The organism is Halorubrum salinarum (assembly GCF_013267195.1).
Classification (GTDB): Archaea; Halobacteriota; Halobacteria; order Halobacteriales; family Haloferacaceae; genus Halorubrum; species Halorubrum salinarum.
Genome location: NZ_CP053941.1, coordinates 300335 through 315830, shown reverse-complemented (window position 1 = coordinate 315830; position 15496 = coordinate 300335). Strand labels below are relative to the sequence as shown.

At 59.9% G+C, this 15496-nt stretch carries 12 protein-coding genes and 1 pseudogene; 3 read left to right on the top strand and 10 right to left on the bottom strand.

Features of this window, described 5'->3' with window-relative positions:
• Together HPS36_RS01645 and HPS36_RS01640 are read right to left on the bottom strand one after the other, a co-directional pair.
• Complete coding sequence (locus HPS36_RS01645; RefSeq protein WP_173228257.1) at nt 1–1311, bottom strand: hypothetical protein; 1311 nt, start codon at nt 1309–1311, stop codon at nt 1–3.
• 127 nt (nt 1312–1438) lie between these two features.
• Nucleotides 1439–3184: a DUF2254 family protein gene (locus HPS36_RS01640; RefSeq protein WP_173228256.1), complete on the bottom strand. Its 1746-nt coding sequence runs from the start codon at nt 3182–3184 to the stop codon at nt 1439–1441.
• 98 nt (nt 3185–3282) lie between these two features.
• On the opposite strand from HPS36_RS01640, the gene HPS36_RS01635 reads away from it, so the two are divergent.
• Nucleotides 3283–5157, top strand: coding sequence for a hypothetical protein (locus HPS36_RS01635; protein ID WP_173228255.1), 1875 nt, complete (start codon nt 3283–3285; stop codon nt 5155–5157).
• A gap of 388 nt (nt 5158–5545) precedes the next feature.
• Here the strand turns inward: HPS36_RS01635 and HPS36_RS01630 are convergent, their stop codons facing one another.
• The 7 genes and pseudogenes from HPS36_RS01630 to lonB form a co-directional block, all read right to left on the bottom strand.
• The gene (locus tag HPS36_RS01630; protein ID WP_173228254.1) at nt 5546–7486 is read right to left on the bottom strand and encodes a sensor histidine kinase; all 1941 of its coding nucleotides are present in this window, start codon (nt 7484–7486) and stop codon (nt 5546–5548) included.
• Nucleotides 7487–7618: 132 nt separating this feature from the next.
• Nucleotides 7619–8284, bottom strand: coding sequence for a sensor histidine kinase (locus HPS36_RS16845; protein ID WP_235681724.1), 666 nt, complete (start codon nt 8282–8284; stop codon nt 7619–7621).
• Between the two features lie 165 nt (nt 8285–8449).
• Nucleotides 8450–9055: a PAS domain-containing protein gene (locus HPS36_RS16840; protein ID WP_235681723.1), complete on the bottom strand. Its 606-nt coding sequence runs from the start codon at nt 9053–9055 to the stop codon at nt 8450–8452.
• Nucleotides 9056–9323: 268 nt separating this feature from the next.
• A pseudogene (locus HPS36_RS01620) lies at nt 9324–9602 on the bottom strand (NOP5/NOP56 family protein); the annotation flags it as partial.
• 73 nt (nt 9603–9675) lie between these two features.
• Nucleotides 9676–9918 carry a hypothetical protein gene (locus HPS36_RS01615; RefSeq protein ID WP_173228252.1) on the bottom strand — a complete coding sequence of 81 codons (243 nt, stop codon included), beginning with the start codon at nt 9916–9918 and terminating at the stop codon, nt 9676–9678.
• Between the two features lie 57 nt (nt 9919–9975).
• Nucleotides 9976–10758, bottom strand: coding sequence for a CBS domain-containing protein (locus tag HPS36_RS01610; RefSeq protein WP_121561979.1), 783 nt, complete (start codon nt 10756–10758; stop codon nt 9976–9978).
• A 148-nt stretch (nt 10759–10906) separates the two neighbouring features.
• Nucleotides 10907–13183, bottom strand: coding sequence for an ATP-dependent protease LonB (lonB, locus tag HPS36_RS01605; RefSeq protein WP_173228251.1), 2277 nt, complete (start codon nt 13181–13183; stop codon nt 10907–10909).
• 170 nt (nt 13184–13353) lie between these two features.
• On the opposite strand from lonB, the gene HPS36_RS01600 reads away from it, so the two are divergent.
• The gene (locus tag HPS36_RS01600) at nt 13354–13884 is read left to right on the top strand and encodes a nicotinamide-nucleotide adenylyltransferase (protein ID WP_173228250.1); all 531 of its coding nucleotides are present in this window, start codon (nt 13354–13356) and stop codon (nt 13882–13884) included.
• A 123-nt stretch (nt 13885–14007) separates the two neighbouring features.
• Entirely contained in the window at nt 14008–14841 is an 834-nt protein-coding gene (locus HPS36_RS01595; protein WP_173228249.1) for an SAM hydrolase/SAM-dependent halogenase family protein, read from the top strand.
• A 39-nt stretch (nt 14842–14880) separates the two neighbouring features.
• Here HPS36_RS01595 and HPS36_RS01590 read toward each other — a convergent pair whose 3' ends face one another.
• Nucleotides 14881–15360, bottom strand: coding sequence for a DUF5793 family protein (locus HPS36_RS01590; protein ID WP_173228248.1), 480 nt, complete (start codon nt 15358–15360; stop codon nt 14881–14883).
• Nucleotides 15361–15496: the final 136 nt, after the last annotated feature.

Genomic DNA, 15496 nt, shown 5'->3' with positions numbered 1-15496 from the left:
CTACGAGAAGTCCGATAGCAGCGTTGTGACGAACTGAACCTTCTCTTGATATTCGACGCCATGTTTGAGGAACGACTCCATATCATCGATATCCCATTGTCCGTATTTGTCGATGTGTAGGAGTAACAACCCGTCCAGCAGTAATTTCGCACCATTCCGGTGACCTCGGTGAATCTCGGTCTTCAGCCCTTCATGAACGAGTTCGTGGCGTTTCCCCTCTATCTCTTCGATAGCCCGCTTCAATTCGGGACGGAGCGAGTCATCCCTGTCATGGTGATAGGCTAATGCAAATTCGCCACGGTCAACCATTTTGTCGAAGTCGCTGGCGTTCGAATAGTCGCTGGTATTTGAGAGGATCTCGATGCCCCTCCAGAAACTGAAGAAGGATTGCCGAACAGGCCGTTCGGTTATCCCATCTTGATATGCGAGTAGCGCACTGATAATATAGCCCTCGTAGGTTCCCTTGTCAGCATCATAGTCGAACGTTGGGATGTCGCTAATTTCGTCGACATCATCTGTGTGGTTGAAATGGAAGCGACCTATCGAACGCCGATAATCGAAATCCATCGGGCGATACGTAACGAAATCCCCTTCTTGGAATATGAGGTAGAACGGTGGTTCTTGATGTCTGGTCCATTTCTCGTAGGAAGGACGGTCTGAACCCCCCGGTTGCGGCATACCTGCGACCCAGAGTTGATCGAAGAAGTTTATCTCCGCGAAGCGTGTTTCGATGAGTTCAGAGACCCAGTATAGGCCATAGAATTCGTCTCGTGCTTCAATTTCGACTTTCAAATAGGTCCACTCACGGCGTTTCAACGGGTGGTCAGAGTAGTCGTTCGGGAGTTCATCCAAGAAGGAGTCGAAGTTTGACTCATCATCATTTTTGGCCGTCGTGAGATGGTCTTCCCACTTGCTTTCGTCGATTTGCTCTATTTTCGACTCGTAGAGCTCGACCTCATTTGGGAAATGCTTGCTCCGAATCATTATCGGGAAGACAAGCGTGTACGTGCCTGGTGGTGTCCCTAACCAATTCGAGAAAATATTGTTCTTCTTGTTCTGAAAATGAGCGCTCAACTCGTCTTCGGTAAGGTCTGTCCCGTGCGTTTCGGCTATCTCGATGAGTCCTTCTTGAAATTTCCTGGCGAGACCTCTATTCGTGATTCGGTGGTGATCTCTGTCAAGTCCGAGATCCCGGATTGCGTTGTAAAGGTTCGTCTTGAATGCAGATTCCTGACCCATTTGAATACGTACTTCGTCGGTCTTTGGAGGTTCCCAAATTTGCTGATACGCGTCGTATAACCGCTCGTCCATGATAGGAGTCTTGTCCGGTTGCTATGTTAAGTTGGCTCTCAGGGTATATCGCCGTTATCGGATGAGGGTGGAGACCAAGATTCAAAACCAGACACTGAAGGCTGTAGCCGGTGTAAAAACCCGGGCTCTATCCGGGCCTGAGAACTTCATCTCTCAACTGACGAAGGGCACCCGGGTACTCCTCTCGCGTGTTGAGCTCATGGTAGTCGTCGACGTCCACATCGAACTGGTAGAGCTCTTCTCGTTCAGGTTCTTCTTCACCAGTCACGATGAAGTGGTTTGGCGACGGGTCCACTGGTTCGTACGATAGGAGGTTCTCGAAGGCCCGAGAGACGACATCGGAGGCCGTTTTTTCTTCGATTGTCTGAAGTTCTCTGACCCAGTGGCTGACCTCGTTCAGATCCACTGGGTCGATCCCCCTGGCTGTGGGCCGATCAACAGATGGGAGCTTGGCTGTGTTCTCGATAAAGGCCATCTGGATCAGCACCTCGCACAGGTCAACGGCTAAGACAGTGGCACCAGTGTCAGCAGTATCGATTACGAGGTTCTGCCAGGCTCGCCTGTAATTGCCTTCAGTCGGTATCCATCGCCCGTTCTCGATTCGATGCTCGAGAAAGACGCTGGTGAACTCGAAGAGTGCTTGCTGACAATATCGCAGTTGTTCGACTACATCAGGCGGTGTTTGTCTGCCGTCGCCATGTAGGTCGTCGGGCCCGAACTGTTTGAGAGGCTGGTTCTCACCGATTAAGTCGAGCGTATTTGCATGCGCCTCACAGAGGTGCTCGAACAAGACACGAGACGAGTCGGACATCCACCCAGGTTCTTCGACAGTTCTGACGGAATGGCGCAGCCACCGGCGTACGATTCCACGAGCTGTAAGCACGGTCGTGCTCGATTCGACCTCAGAGGCAGCTTCGGCCAATTCGCCCACTCCTTTCCAGCACTGGTTCAGTGAGGCGTACCCGCGGTCGGTATACGGCCCGTCGCGAATCGTGTTCTGGAGCCCCCTCAAGGCCTGATTCGTGACTCGTGACTGTGGCCCAATTCCAACCCCTTGTGTGCCGATCTCGACCTGGCCCCTAATCGCCGTATTCCGTATTTGTGATTCGTCGTTCTCGGCGGCGTGCTGAGCGATGAGGTGGAGATGGTCTTTCAGGACCGGGCCAAACAGTTCCTCCTTAGCGCCGAACTCCGAATCATCCAACAACTCCCGCTCCTCGACCTCGGTGAGGGTCTTCTCTGTGTAGGGGATATAGTGGTCTAACGCCGAGGTAGCAGCTGAATACTCGCCTTTCGACAACGCTGTCATGGTATAGCGAAAAAGCGGTTGTAGCGGGTGTGTGTTCGACTCCGGGCTCTCGGCGTAAGCTTCGACTTTGTCGATGTACTCCTCGAGCGAGACCGTCTGGGTGAACAGTTCTACGAAGCGTTCCGGAATCGATTGAGTGACCATCTCAATCGAGAACAGGTAGATCGATACTAGGACCAGGACGAACAGCACTAGGGTACTGTAAAATAGCCCGGAGAGAAGGGGGTGTTGGGCCTGCCCGAGGGCGAGGTACACGACGAGGTCGAGAGTGATCGAGCCGATGAATAGGGCGAAGGTTTGCCTGAACTGGTCCGTTCGCAGGAGGAGCGTCGACATCCGCGGGGCGTAGTTCGTTGCCACCAGTTGGGTCGCCAGGAGTGTGACTGAGACGACGATTGCAAGGATGCTCGCTTGGGCAGTAACGAGCGTCTGGAGGAGGCCCTGGACTGATTGATCGACAGCGAACAGGCTTGGGACGAGCGCGGCGAGCAACGTAGCCCCGATGGCCACACAGGGGACGACCCATTGGATTAGTGAGCGGAGGTCCTCCCAGTCCAGGCTCATGTATATCTCTTGAATGAGTACAGCATTTTGTAAGTTGTTCTGGAGGATCAGAATCCACCTATGACTATTTTATCCTGAAAATCTTATCTTGAGAAAAGATGTCTGAGCCAGAAGAATCCGATGTCGAATGGTACGCTAAGGGAGGTCGGATCTGGGCGCTGCTTTCTATACTGGACTTTACCACCCAAAGAGACCGGATGACTAAGTTTTGTGACGAAGAAGAGATTGGGTTGTCAGACTTCGCGCCAGGCCATCTACTCTTCTTGGAAACCGGTGTTCGGCATTTTGTCAACATTGCTCAAGATAGTCCCGCTGTGGGACTCGATTCAGACTATATCAGCGATCGAGCAATTCGGCAACTACCTACCCTGGACAAAGTACCACACTCGACTGAGAAACTGGATTTCTCACGAAACGTCCGGGAGGTACAGAAAGATTTGCGGGAGATATCGCCCCCATACGATTCAGCCATATATATTGAGCAATCCAGATCTGCATTGACACCATTGCTAGAAGTAAAAAAGACCCTCTCAGAGAATCTCGAGCCAGTCGATAAAAATCTCGACTTCGAGCAGGTGAAGCGCGATTGCATGGCCCTTTCGCTCTATGTCGCATTCCAGCAGAGCCGAAAAAACCTTCCACACGGCTATGGCCCGTCAAATTACAATACATGGGTCGATACTGGACCACGGGAAAATTCAATATTCGGCTATTCAGCTACCCTACAGGTAGCTTGGTCTGAGCTGGCCCCAGATGACCAGCTCGACAAAGTGGAGCTTGGGAAACTCACCGAAAGTGAAAGATGGAGTCCGCGTGATGCCTGGGAATTGGAGGAAGAAGGACTCAGCAACGAGCCAAAGACGACGCTCAATTCGTTCCGGGTCAAGATACGCGACTCCATCATCGAGAAGATTGATGATCGCTACAATGGATATGAGTCAGCAGGGTCACTTGGCCCCGACGACCTACTGGAGACTTCCAAGCAAAAGGCCCTCAAATCCTATTTTGGCCCTCTACTAAGAGAGACCGATTATCGTGAGCTTGAGGATATAAGTCCGAGCGCGAGGACAGCATTCGGGTTGCATTGGAGTCGGCAAGTCGAGTGGCTCGGGAATGCCACATTTAGCAAGGTCCCTCTGATCGAAACGACTCTGTGGGGACTCGCGATGAGCTATTCGAAGTACGAAGACGAGGAGGTTCCCATCCATGTTACGCGGTTTAACCATCCGGTGGCCGACGAAGGGTCGGTTGTAACGTACGCTATTCTTCAACGTCTTCCTCCGCGAGCCGTTGGTGACCCATCTGGGTGGCTGATATTCGATAGCGTCGGAGCTGACTACGAAATTGAAGGCGAGTGGAAAATCCGTCGGGTAGAAGACCTCATCGATAACATAGACGATTTGAACCCCGTGAAGCGATTGGAGATAGAAGTCGACAGAGACGACTTCATTGAGGAGATATCTCCCCGGCTTTCTGACGACTATCTTGAGATTGCCGAAGCGAACTCGAATCTCATGTCGGGTATCAATTCAGCAAGGTCTACAATAGCTGAACTGGCGTGTGCCTACGTTCTTGCTCGGCGCAACTCCGATGGAGAGGTGTTCTGGAGCCATACAGTGAATGGAGAAGAAATCGACGCCTGGATCGAAAAGCCGGATGAAATCAAAGTCGTCGAAACCAAGGTTGACCTCAGTAATTCGCGCCTCTCGGAACTGACAGCACAGTTAGAGAGGAAAGTCGGTGCCTTCAGCGACAACGACAAACAGGTAAATGGGGAGGTTTGGGCATGGGAAGAGCCGAATGATGAAACGCGGGCATGGCTCTATGAAGAAGACCTCGAGTATTCGTGTATCCAAAATGCCCCAGAGATCGAGCATGCCAGTTCCTCTGAGCTTAAAACTCTCTTTGAGGAGTTTCTCCCAGAAACGTCGGAGAAGCACCCGCTAGACCCACAAGAAAGATTCGGGTACTAGCAATTTGGGTGAAGAGTTGGGTCTACGAGGCACATATTGTAGAGATGCTCACTTTACGGATTGTAAGGGCCGGTAGACCCTAGAACAAGTGGTGGTCGCCGAACCAATTAGGTTCAAGTGTGCCGATCATCCTGGTTAGGAACACTACGCTGGCGCAGTGCGAACACCTGGGTGTGGCTCTGTCGAAATCCTAAAGCGCTGATAGTTTCTTGAGGCTGTGCTGAATACAGGGCGCGTGTCGGGCACCCGAAAAATGAGGTGCCGGCTATTGCTCCGTATCAATAAAGTATGTGCGGTGTAGCCTCAATACTCGCCAAAGTATACAAAAAACCGATTGTAATAACCCTGAGCGTACATACCCGACACGAGTCCTACTACAAGTGATACACTACTCCGACGAGAGGGCCTGTTTACTCTCGAAGGAGATGGGTAGTTCCAATTCGACCGTCGTTCCACCGTGTGTGTTTTCCGCTACGGACACTGCTCCTCCGATACGTCGGGTGAGCCACTGCATCGTCCACAGTCCGATGCCTGTGCTGTGAGCCGTTGGTGTCTCTTGAGCCTTTTCTAACGAGCGCTTCTCTAACTCGGGGATCCCAGGTCCGTCGTCTTTGATGCTGACAACAACCCGGTCCGACCTTGACGACGGCGCGGTCACTGAGATGCTCAGCTCCGGTGCCTCACAGTGTTGGAGTGCGTTCTCAATAGGGATCTGAAGGATCACGCGAAGCACCTCTCGGTCACCGGTCACCGTCACGTCGTCGCCGGTAACGTTGATATCGGCCTCGGGAAACTCTTCGCCGTACTCGGTGACCAGGGCACCGATGACCGAGCTGAGTTCGACATTATCCACAGTGTCGATACGGTCAATTGCGTCGTCAAAAGCACGCACCTTCTCGGATAGCTCTGTGAGGTCTACCGAGGCAGTCCTGATCATGTCAACACCCGTCTCAGCCCGTTCTACAGACGACTGTTGTAGGTCAGCCAATAAATTCTCCAACAGGCGAACCTCGGACTGGAGATCCCGACCTTCTTTTGATGTCTTCTCGATCGAGTCCAGTAGTTCCTGTCGTTCTGTTTTTATTTCTTCCGGGACATCGAGTTTCTCCAGCTCGTCCTTCACCAGATCAGCATGCCCAAGTATGACATTCGCACGGTTCCTGATATTATGTCGTAATACCCGATTCATCACGCTGAGTCGCTGCTCACGTTCCTTATCAACCGTGATGTCTCGGACGACACCGCGGACTTTCTTTGTTCCCTCTTCTTCGACACGCTCTCCAGCCACACGGACCCAGCGTTCGTACCCGTCAGCTGTCCGCCGTCGGGCCTCAATCTCGAACGGAGAGCCTTCCTCCCGACAAGCGGTGATCGCGTCACGTATGTCTCGACGGTCATCAGGGTGATACAGTGTGATGACCTCCTCTAGTGGGAGGGGATAGTCGTCATCTCCGTGCAGTTGGTTCATACCGGCCGTTCCCCTGACGGTGTCTGTCTTGAGATCAAGTTCCCAACCGCCGATGTCCGCCAGTTCCTCGCTTCTAACCAGCCACTCCAGTCGCTCTTCGCGAGACTTCGCGTGAGTGATATCGTCGAGTCCGACCACGACATACTCAACGTCACCCTCCTCGTCCAACACCGGAGCAGAGTGGCTTGAGAGCCACTTTTTTGTCCCATCCGGCAATTCAATCCAATGTTCCAAGCCGAGAACTGGCTCTCCAGTCTGTAGGACTTTCGTCACTGGGTGCTCGTCGGAAGCAATCGGTGTGCCGTCGTCATAGGTTATATTCCACTCTTGATCTTTGTACGTCCGACTGGTAATTTCTTCTCGCTCTAGATCAAGGATATCTTCGGCACGCCCATTCGCCCGTGATATGTTCCCAGACGGTTCTACGACAACGATACCAATGGGAGCGACCTCGAAGACCCGGCTGAGTAGATCACGAGCACGTTGTCTGTCCATCTGCTGGGTAGTGTCCTCGATCGTCAACAACGCAAAGCGGGGCTCTCCGTCACCGACTGGACTCACCGTCCCCTCTACTTGTCTCGTTTTTCCCTCGACGCCGATCTGAATGTCGACCGGCCGTGTCTCTCCACAGTCGAATACCTTTTCGATGGTGGTACGGAGATGCTCAAGCTGAGAGGACCGAAGCGCGTTCCACAGCGTCTTGCTTGTCAGCTCTTCGTCGCCATAGTCGAGTAACTCGTGGTCGCTGTCGTTCCGGAGTTCCTCAACGACAAGACCGTCCGAGTCTATCAAAAGCGCAACCTCGGCTGTGGCGTCAAGAAGGCTCTGGAGAACCAGTCTGGTTGGCGGGGTCTCACTCATGATTTGTCTCGCACCTCAGGTCTCAAAACGACGACTTGCCCAAGCAGACTAAAGTTTTGGCTCTGTTGAAATCGCTGCGCTCAGTAGTTGAGGTCGCACTTCTCAATCATGGGTCGGGAATTATACATAACCTTACACGAACTCTCCTTGTTCAGACATCTCGAACTCAAACCGTGCTCCACCATCGGTTCCATTAGCTACAGACAGCTCCCAGCCGTGGGCTTCCACGATTCGTTTTACGATAGTTAACCCGAAACCAGTACCACCCTGTGCCGACGAGTGTCCCGGTTCGAGCACCTCGTCACGCTTTTCGACTGGAATTCCTGGTCCATTGTCTTCGACGTAGATCCCAAGTTCGTTGTGACAGCCGACACGAACGGTCACGTCGGATCCACCGTGTTCAACAGCGTTTCGGAACAGGTTCTCGAACACGTGGCGTAACCGGTCAGGGTCTGCTTGAAAGGTCATTTCGTCGACAATCTCAATAGTTGCCTCGCCTGTGTCTACTGTCGCCCAGCATTTCCCGACGAGGTTAGTCAAACTGACCGACTCTGTTTCGCTTATTGTATCACCTTGGCGAGCAAGCGTCAACGTATCCTCGACAATCGCCTCCATCCGGTCAAGCGCCTGTAGTAGTGGATCAAGATGCTCGCTTTCTCCCTGCTCAGCAAGGAGTGTAGCGCGACCCTGTGCGACGTTGAGCGGACTGCGCAAATCGTGGGAGATAACACTCGCAAACTCTCCGAGCCGCTCGTTCTGCTGACGTAGTTGTCGCTCACGTTCGACGCGTTCAGTCACGTTCCGAGTGACCCCAACGAGGCGAGTTATCTCACCATCGGAGACTACCGGCGCAAGTTTTGTCTGCCAGAATCGTGCTCCTTCGCTGACCCGGAGTTCCTCCTGATACGAGATCGGTTCGCCGGCCTTGACACAGCGGTGATAGTTCGCCGCTAACTCAGCGCCCTATTCTTCACCGAACACGGCCTGTGGTGTCTGGCCCTGTACTTCCTCGGTAGTAATCCCAGTCTGGCGCTCATAGGAGGGGCTGAGGCGCTCAAACTCGAATCGGACACCATCCCCATCTTCCTCAACATTCATCAGAAAGATGGCGTCCTCCACGCTGTTCAAAACGGCTTCGTACTCTTCGGCAAGCTCTCGCGCTTCGCGTTCGTGCTCTTTTCGCTCAGTAATGTCTCGACTGCTAAGCAGAATCCCATCGATGATATCGTCGTCAACTCGATTCCGCATTGTGGCCTCAATCCAGCGCCACGAGCCGTCGGCGTGGCGGAATCGGACTTCAACAGTCTCGGATTCGGAAGGGTTTGAGAGAACAGCCTCCAGCGCGTCGGCGTTTCGCTCCCGATCCTCGGGATGGACGAATTCGAGTCCCTCGTGGCCAACCAATTCGCCGGGATCGTAGCCGAGAATCCGTGTGATGGCCGGACTAACGTAGGTTATTGTCCCGTCAGTATCGACGACCGTCACGAGATCATTTACCTCCTCAACGAGCGTCCGATACCACTCTGGCTTGTGATTATTATTCTCTCGGTGGGTTGTCTCGTTATCCATCGATTATAATGAGTCTAGTGCACGTGTAAGCATATTAAAATCGTGCACCATCTCCGGTTGAAGCACCACTTTTTGTTCTATATATGGGGGTGGTGGCCAAGATCTTGCTGAGTATACCCTCTATATCCAGCACGCGATTCTGGACAGGTACCGAATAGGTTTCAACACGGATGATGGGTCACTCCCTGTACTTAGCAATCTATGCCAGGATCTGTTGGTTGGGAAGGATTTGAATAAGGCCATCCTTAGAGATATTCTATACTAGTTTTCTGGCCATGTCGTTTATCGCCCGGACCGCGTGGATCAGCTGCGCGTCGTCGGCGCGCTCCCGCTCGCGGACCGCCTCGCGGGTCGCCGCGACGCTCGCCTCGTGGAGCCGGTCGTAGTAGTCGTCGGTCGAGTCGGCGAACCCGGACTCGACGGCGAGGGCCGGCCAGTCTCGGGGCCGGTCGGCCTCGCCGTTCGCGAGCCGGTCGCGGGCGGCGTCGGCGGCGTCGCCCGCGTCGGACCGCGAGAACCACCCCGCGTCGGCGTCGGTGTCGGTCATTGGCCGTCGCTACTCGTTCCCGTCGTATAGGCGTTCCCGAACGCCGACGCGCGGCGGCGCGGCGGGGAGCGCCTCAGTCGGCGGTCTCCGCGCCGTCGGCGTCGTCGAGCGCCTCGTCTTCGTCGGAGCGGAGCGCGTCGAGGAAGCCGCCCGGGTCCGAGCGCACGTCCGCTATCGTCGCGCCCGCGAGCGCGCCGAGGGCGCCGCCGCTGGACGCCGCCTGTCTGCTGATCAGTCCGCCGACCGCGGCGCCGGCGGCCGCGCCGACCGCGGCCAACGCCGCCCGAGCGAGTGCGCGTCGAATGCGTGATCCCATGCCCGGAACGTCTACGTCAACTTACAAAAGCCTACGGACGGGGTTCCGCGCGACGGCTCACTGGAGTCGCTTCGTCGTCTCCACGAGGGGGTGGCGCGCGTAGTCGACGACCTCGATGTCGCCGACGACGCGGAGCCCCTCCTTCTCGGCGGTCTTCGCCATCCCCAGGTCGATCGGGGTCCGCGGGACGATCACGTACGCGTCCATCGTCTCGATGCCTCCCTCGCGGGCGGCCATGGCCCGGTGATGGCCGTCGGCGAGGTAGAGCGTGCCGCCGTTGTCGATGACGACGAGCGGCTCCGCGAGCCCGTGTTCGAGCTCGTACTGCCGCCCTTCCAGCTCGTCTGCGTACACGCGCGCCTGCGTCGGCGTCAGGTCGGCGATGGCCACCTCGCGGCGCTCCTCGTCGAGCTCGACGCCGTGGATCTGCGAGAGGGTCCGCATCAGCTTCCCGACCTTGCCGGGCGTGGCGCGCTCGATCTGCGAGCGGACCACGTCGGTGTTCGAGATGATCCCGACGAGGTTGTCGGCGTCGTCGACGACGGGGAGCCGCTGGATCCCGGAGCGCAGGATCACCCGCGCGGCGTCGGTCACCTTCATGTCCGGATGCGCGACGATCAGGTCCTCCGTCATCACCGTGAACACGGGGGCGTCGTCGTCGGCGAGCAGCAGGTCTCCGGCCGAGACGAACCCCTCCACCGTGCGGCCCTGCGTGACCGGGAACCCGTTGTGGCCGTCGCTGTCGGCCATGCGACGCGCGACGGTCGCCACCGTTTCGTCCGGGCTCACCGTCTCCACCTCCCGGGTCATGTACTCCCCGACCGTCGGTTTCCCGCTCATCGTCCGCCGTAGACGCTCCCGGGATAAAAGAGGGCGGGGCGACGGCCCGCCGAGATGGGGGCGGGGCGACGGCCGGCCGGAAGGAACGTCGGGGCCGGCGCTCGCCGTTCGTCAGTGCGAAAGCGGAGAACGCGGAGAGGGGAGCGGCCTACTGCGGGCTCGGGTTCGACGGCCCGGAGACGTTGCCGTCCTTCAGCGCGGAGCCCGTGATCGACTTCAGCCGGGAGACGAGCGAGTCCTTCTCGGCCTCGCCCTCGAGGGCGATATCGAGGACCTCGCTGATGTGCGAGACCGGGATTACCTCGATCATCTCCTCGTACTCGTCTTCGATCATCACGTCCTGCTCGTTGGCCGCGGGGATGATCACCCGGTCGCAGCCGGCCTTCGCGGCCGCCTCGATCTTGTGGGTGACCCCGCCGACGGGGAGCACGTCGCCGCGGACCGACAGCGAGCCGGTCATCGCGAGGCTCTGGTCGACGCCGACGTCCTCCAGCGCGGAGATGACCGCGGTCGCGACCGTGATGGACGCGGAGTCGCCGTCGACGCCCTGCTGGCCCGTCTGGATGAACTGGATGTGGATGTCCTTCTCGGAGATGTTCTCGTCGGAGAACTTCTTGATGATCGCCGAGACGTTCTGGACCGACTCCTCGGCCATCTCTTGGAGCTGGCCGGTGGCGATCACCTGCCCGCCGCTCTGGGTCGGGGTCACCTCGGCCATCACCGGGAGCATGATCCCGGAGTCCTCGCCCATCACGGCGAGGCCGTTGACGCGCCCGGTGACGTAGCCGTCGGAGACCTGGAGCTCGTAGTCCTTCCGGCGCTCGATGTAGTCGTCGGCGAGCTGCTGTTCGATGGACCGCGAGCGCCCCTTGGCCTGGAGCACGTGGTCGCGGGTCGTGTAGTCGGCGTCCTCGCCTCGGGCGATGTCGCCCGCGACGCGGACCATCCCGCCGAGGTTCCGCATCTTCAGCGTGAGGTGGCCCTTCCGGCCGGAGCGGCGCTTGGCCTCGAGGATGATCTCCTCGACGGCCTCCGCGGAGAACTCAGGCAGGCGGCCGTCCTTCGCGACCTCCTGGGCGATGAACCGCACGTACTTGCGGCGCATCTCCGGGGTGTCCTCGATGGTGTCCTCCATGTACACCTCGTAGCCGTACCCCTTGATACGGCTGCGCAGCGCCGGGTGCATGTTCTCCATCGCGTCGAGGTTCCCGGCCGCGATCATGACGAAGTCGGTCGGGACGGGCTCGGTCTGGACCATCGCGCCCGAGGAGCGCTCGGACTGGCCCGTGATCGAGAACTCGCCCTCCTGGATCGCCGTCATGAGGTGCTGCTGGCTGCGGATGTCCAGCGTGTTGATCTCGTCGATGAACAGCACGCCCTTGTTCGCCTTGTGGATGGCGCCCGCCTCGACGCGGTCGTGGCTGGGCGTCTCCATCCCGCCGGACTGGAACGGGTCGTGCCGCACGTCGCCGAGCAGCGCGCCGGCGTGCGCGCCGGTCGCGTCGCGGAACGGCGCGGTCTTCGTGTCGCCGTTGTTCACCAGCAGGTTCGGGATCATCGCGTCCGACCCGCGGTTGAGGTAGCGGAAGACGAGGTACACCACGCCGGCCGCGATGATGCCGACGAGGATCTGGCCGACGATGATGAGCGCGTAGCCCAGCACGACGGCGATGATGATCCACATCAGCAGCGACCGCATCTGGTTGCGCTTGCGCGCCTCCTCGCGGTGCGCCTCGACGATCTGGTCGCCCTTGCCGGCCGGCACCGTCCGGACCTTCGGCTTGTTACCGTCGTCGGGGTTGTGATACACCAGGACGTCCTGAAGCTCCTCTTTGGGGAGGAGCTCGGACATCGCCTTCGCGAGCATCGACTTCCCGGTCCCGGGCGAGCCGATCATCATCACGTGGCGGCGCTGCTTCGCCGCCTTGATGATCACGTCGCGGGCGTGCTCCTGCCCGATGACCTGGTCGACGAGCCGGTCGGGGATCTCGATCTCGGCCGTCGTGTCGATCTTGAGCCCGCCGAGGAGGTCGTCCTCGTCCGGGTCGTCCTCGATCTCGGCGCCCTCGACCTCGACGGTGCTGCCGAGCTCGTCGATGTCGCCGTCGTCGGCCGGCTCGGCGGCGTCGCCGTTCCGGCCGCCGTCGGGACCTTCCCCGACGACGTCGGTCCCCTCGAACCCGTCGTCGTCGACGACGACCCCGTCGTCCCAGGGGTCCTCGCCGTCGGGGCCCGCGGCCGACTCCCCGTCGGAGTCCGCGGACTCGTCGACGCCGGGCTCGTTCGCCGGACCGTCGTCGGGCTCGGGGTCGCCGCGCGTGGCGTCCTCGCCGTTCCCCGCCGGACTCGAGTCGTCGACGCCGCCGCGAGGCGGTTCGTCGGGGTCGTCGGCCGTCGGGTCGTTCGTGTCCTTCTCGTTGCTCATAGAATCGGGTGTCGCTACCGAAAACGAAGGGTCGGCTACTGATATACTTTCTCCCCCCGGCGGTGCCGGTCCGGGGGCAGTAAACCCCGCTTTGAAGCCGTATATCACCCGATCTGGGGGCGCGACCGTTCCCACGGGGTTTATAAATGACGCCGACGGTACGTAGATTCATGCGGGGGTTCTACATCGGCCGGTATCAGCCGTTTCACGACGGCCACCAGCACATGGTGGAAGAGATCGCGGAGGAGGTCGACGAACTCGTCTTGGGTATCGGCTCCGCCGGCGACTCCCACACCACCCGGAACCCCTTCACCGCCGGCGAGCGCGTGATGATGGTGACGAAGGCGGTGGAGGAACTGGACGCCACCACCTACGTCGTCCCCATCGAGGACCTCGACCGGAACTCCGTGTGGGTGAGCCACGTCCAGAGCATGACCCCCCGGTTCGACGTCGCGTACTCGAACAACCCGCTCGTGGTCCGCCTGTTCGAGGAGGCCGGCGTCGAGGTGCGGCAGTCCCCGATGTTCCGACGTGACGTCTTGGAGGGGACCGAGCTCCGCGAACGCATGATCCGCGGCCGCGACTGGGAGGACCTGGTCCCCGACGCCGTCGTCGACGTGATCCGCGAGGTGGACGGCGTCGACCGCATCCGGCGGATCGCCGAGACCGACTCCAACGACGACGAGCCCTCGGACCAGTAGCCTGGGAGGCGGCGGCTCCGACTCGGCGGCGTTCGACCGGTCGCGACCGGCGCCCGTAGCAACCGGCGCTCGTCGCAACCGACGCCCGTTCCTTTTAACCGCCCGCCGCACGCGGTCTCCGGTATGATCACGCTCACCTCGGACTTCGGCTCGCCGTACCCCGCCGCGATGAAGGGAGTGATCCGCCGGCACACGGCCGCGGAGCTGATCGACGTGGCCCACGACCTGCCGCGCGGGGACCCGCGCGCCGCGGCCTTCTGGCTCCGGTTCGTGCTCCCGGAGTTCCCGCCGGCGGTCCACTGCGCCGTGGTCGACCCCGGGGTCGGGACCGACCGCGACGCGCTCGTCGTCCGCGCCGGCGCGCACGTCCTCGTGGCCCCGGACAACGGCCTAGCGATGCCGCCGGCCCGGGCGCTGGCGGCCGACGAGTCCGACGTCGAGGCGTGGACCATCGCGGTCGACGACCCCGCCAGCGAGACGTTCCACGGCCGCGACGTGTTCGCCCCGACCGCGGCGCGGATCCGGGCGGCGCTCGACGAGGCGACGGACGGCGAGTCGCTCGACGCCGACGCGGTCGCGGAGACGCTGGCGGGCATGGACGACCTGTCGCCCGCGAGCGACCCCGCGGACATCCGCTTCCCGGAGCCGACGGTCGAGCGCGACGAGGGGGATGAGGTGACCGCCGTCGACGGCGAGGTACTCGCGATCGACCGGTTCGGCAACGTGATCACCAACGTCCCCGGCGACCTGGTCCGCGGGCGCGACTGGATCCGCGTCGACGGCGATCTCACGCCGGTCGCGGAGACGTTCGGCGCCGTCGAGCCCGGCGAGCGCCTCGTCACGGTCGGGAGCCACGGCTACGCGGAGTGCGACGTCAACGACGGCCGCGGCGACGGCGCGTTCGACCTCCGGCCGGGGGACTCGGTGCGGTTCGTCCCGGACAGCGTCAGCCTGTGAGCGCCGGGCTGACCGCCCGGCGTCGGCCGCTCGCGGCCGCTACAGTTCGACGCCCGAGGGGATCAGGCTCTCGCTGCGGAGCAGGTTCCCCTCGTGGTCGTACACGAGGAAGGTGTCCTTGTCGTAGGCGACGAGCCGCTCGCCGTCCACGTCGATCTCGACGCGGTACCGGGCGTCGCCGTCGTCCGTCGCGTCGCGCGCGGCGTGGATGAACGGGAGGACGTCCGTCGCCGTCTCGTTGAGTTCGAGGATGAAGTCGCCGGTGTACCGGTTGGTGACGCCGACGACGCCCTCCGGGTCGTCCGCCTCGCCCAGCGGCTCGCGGAGCCGGAAGGCGACGTCGATCTGGTCGGCCGTGAGCAGGTCGCCGTCGGCGGCGTCCTCGCTCTCGCCGCCGGAGAGCCGCTCGCGGAGCAGTTCCTCCGGCCCGTGGAAGTCGATCCGCACCAGCGGGGGCGAGCGGGATCCGGCGCCGTCGTCGACGCCCTCGACGGTCAGATCGAAGTAGTCACGCCGCATTTCCTATCGGATGCTTTGCGGTCCGGCCGTATCAACGTAACGGGCGGACCGGCGGCCCCGAGCCCCGGCGCCGCCGGAATCCGGAGCCGACCCGCGGCCGCGCCCCCGATGTCGGTCGTGATAATTGTCGGGGGTA

Bases quoted from the DNA above. Each gene is read 5' to 3' on its own strand.
- HPS36_RS01645 (WP_173228257.1), bottom strand. From the start codon at position 1,311: ATGGACGAGCGGTTATACGACGCGTATCAGCAAATTTGGGAACCTCCA.
- HPS36_RS01640 (WP_173228256.1), bottom strand. From the start codon at position 3,184: ATGAGCCTGGACTGGGAGGACCTCCGCTCACTAATCCAATGGGTCGTC.
- HPS36_RS01635 (WP_173228255.1), top strand. From the start codon at position 3,283: ATGTCTGAGCCAGAAGAATCCGATGTCGAATGGTACGCTAAGGGAGGT.
- HPS36_RS01630 (WP_173228254.1), bottom strand. From the start codon at position 7,486: ATGAGTGAGACCCCGCCAACCAGACTGGTTCTCCAGAGCCTTCTTGAC.
- HPS36_RS16840 (WP_235681723.1), bottom strand. From the start codon at position 9,055: ATGGATAACGAGACAACCCACCGAGAGAATAATAATCACAAGCCAGAG.
- HPS36_RS01615 (WP_173228252.1), bottom strand. From the start codon at position 9,918: ATGGGATCACGCATTCGACGCGCACTCGCTCGGGCGGCGTTGGCCGCG.
- HPS36_RS01610 (WP_121561979.1), bottom strand. From the start codon at position 10,758: ATGAGCGGGAAACCGACGGTCGGGGAGTACATGACCCGGGAGGTGGAG.
- lonB (WP_173228251.1), bottom strand. From the start codon at position 13,183: ATGAGCAACGAGAAGGACACGAACGACCCGACGGCCGACGACCCCGAC.
- HPS36_RS01600 (WP_173228250.1), top strand. From the start codon at position 13,354: ATGCGGGGGTTCTACATCGGCCGGTATCAGCCGTTTCACGACGGCCAC.
- HPS36_RS01595 (WP_173228249.1), top strand. From the start codon at position 14,008: ATGATCACGCTCACCTCGGACTTCGGCTCGCCGTACCCCGCCGCGATG.
- HPS36_RS01590 (WP_173228248.1), bottom strand. From the start codon at position 15,360: ATGCGGCGTGACTACTTCGATCTGACCGTCGAGGGCGTCGACGACGGC.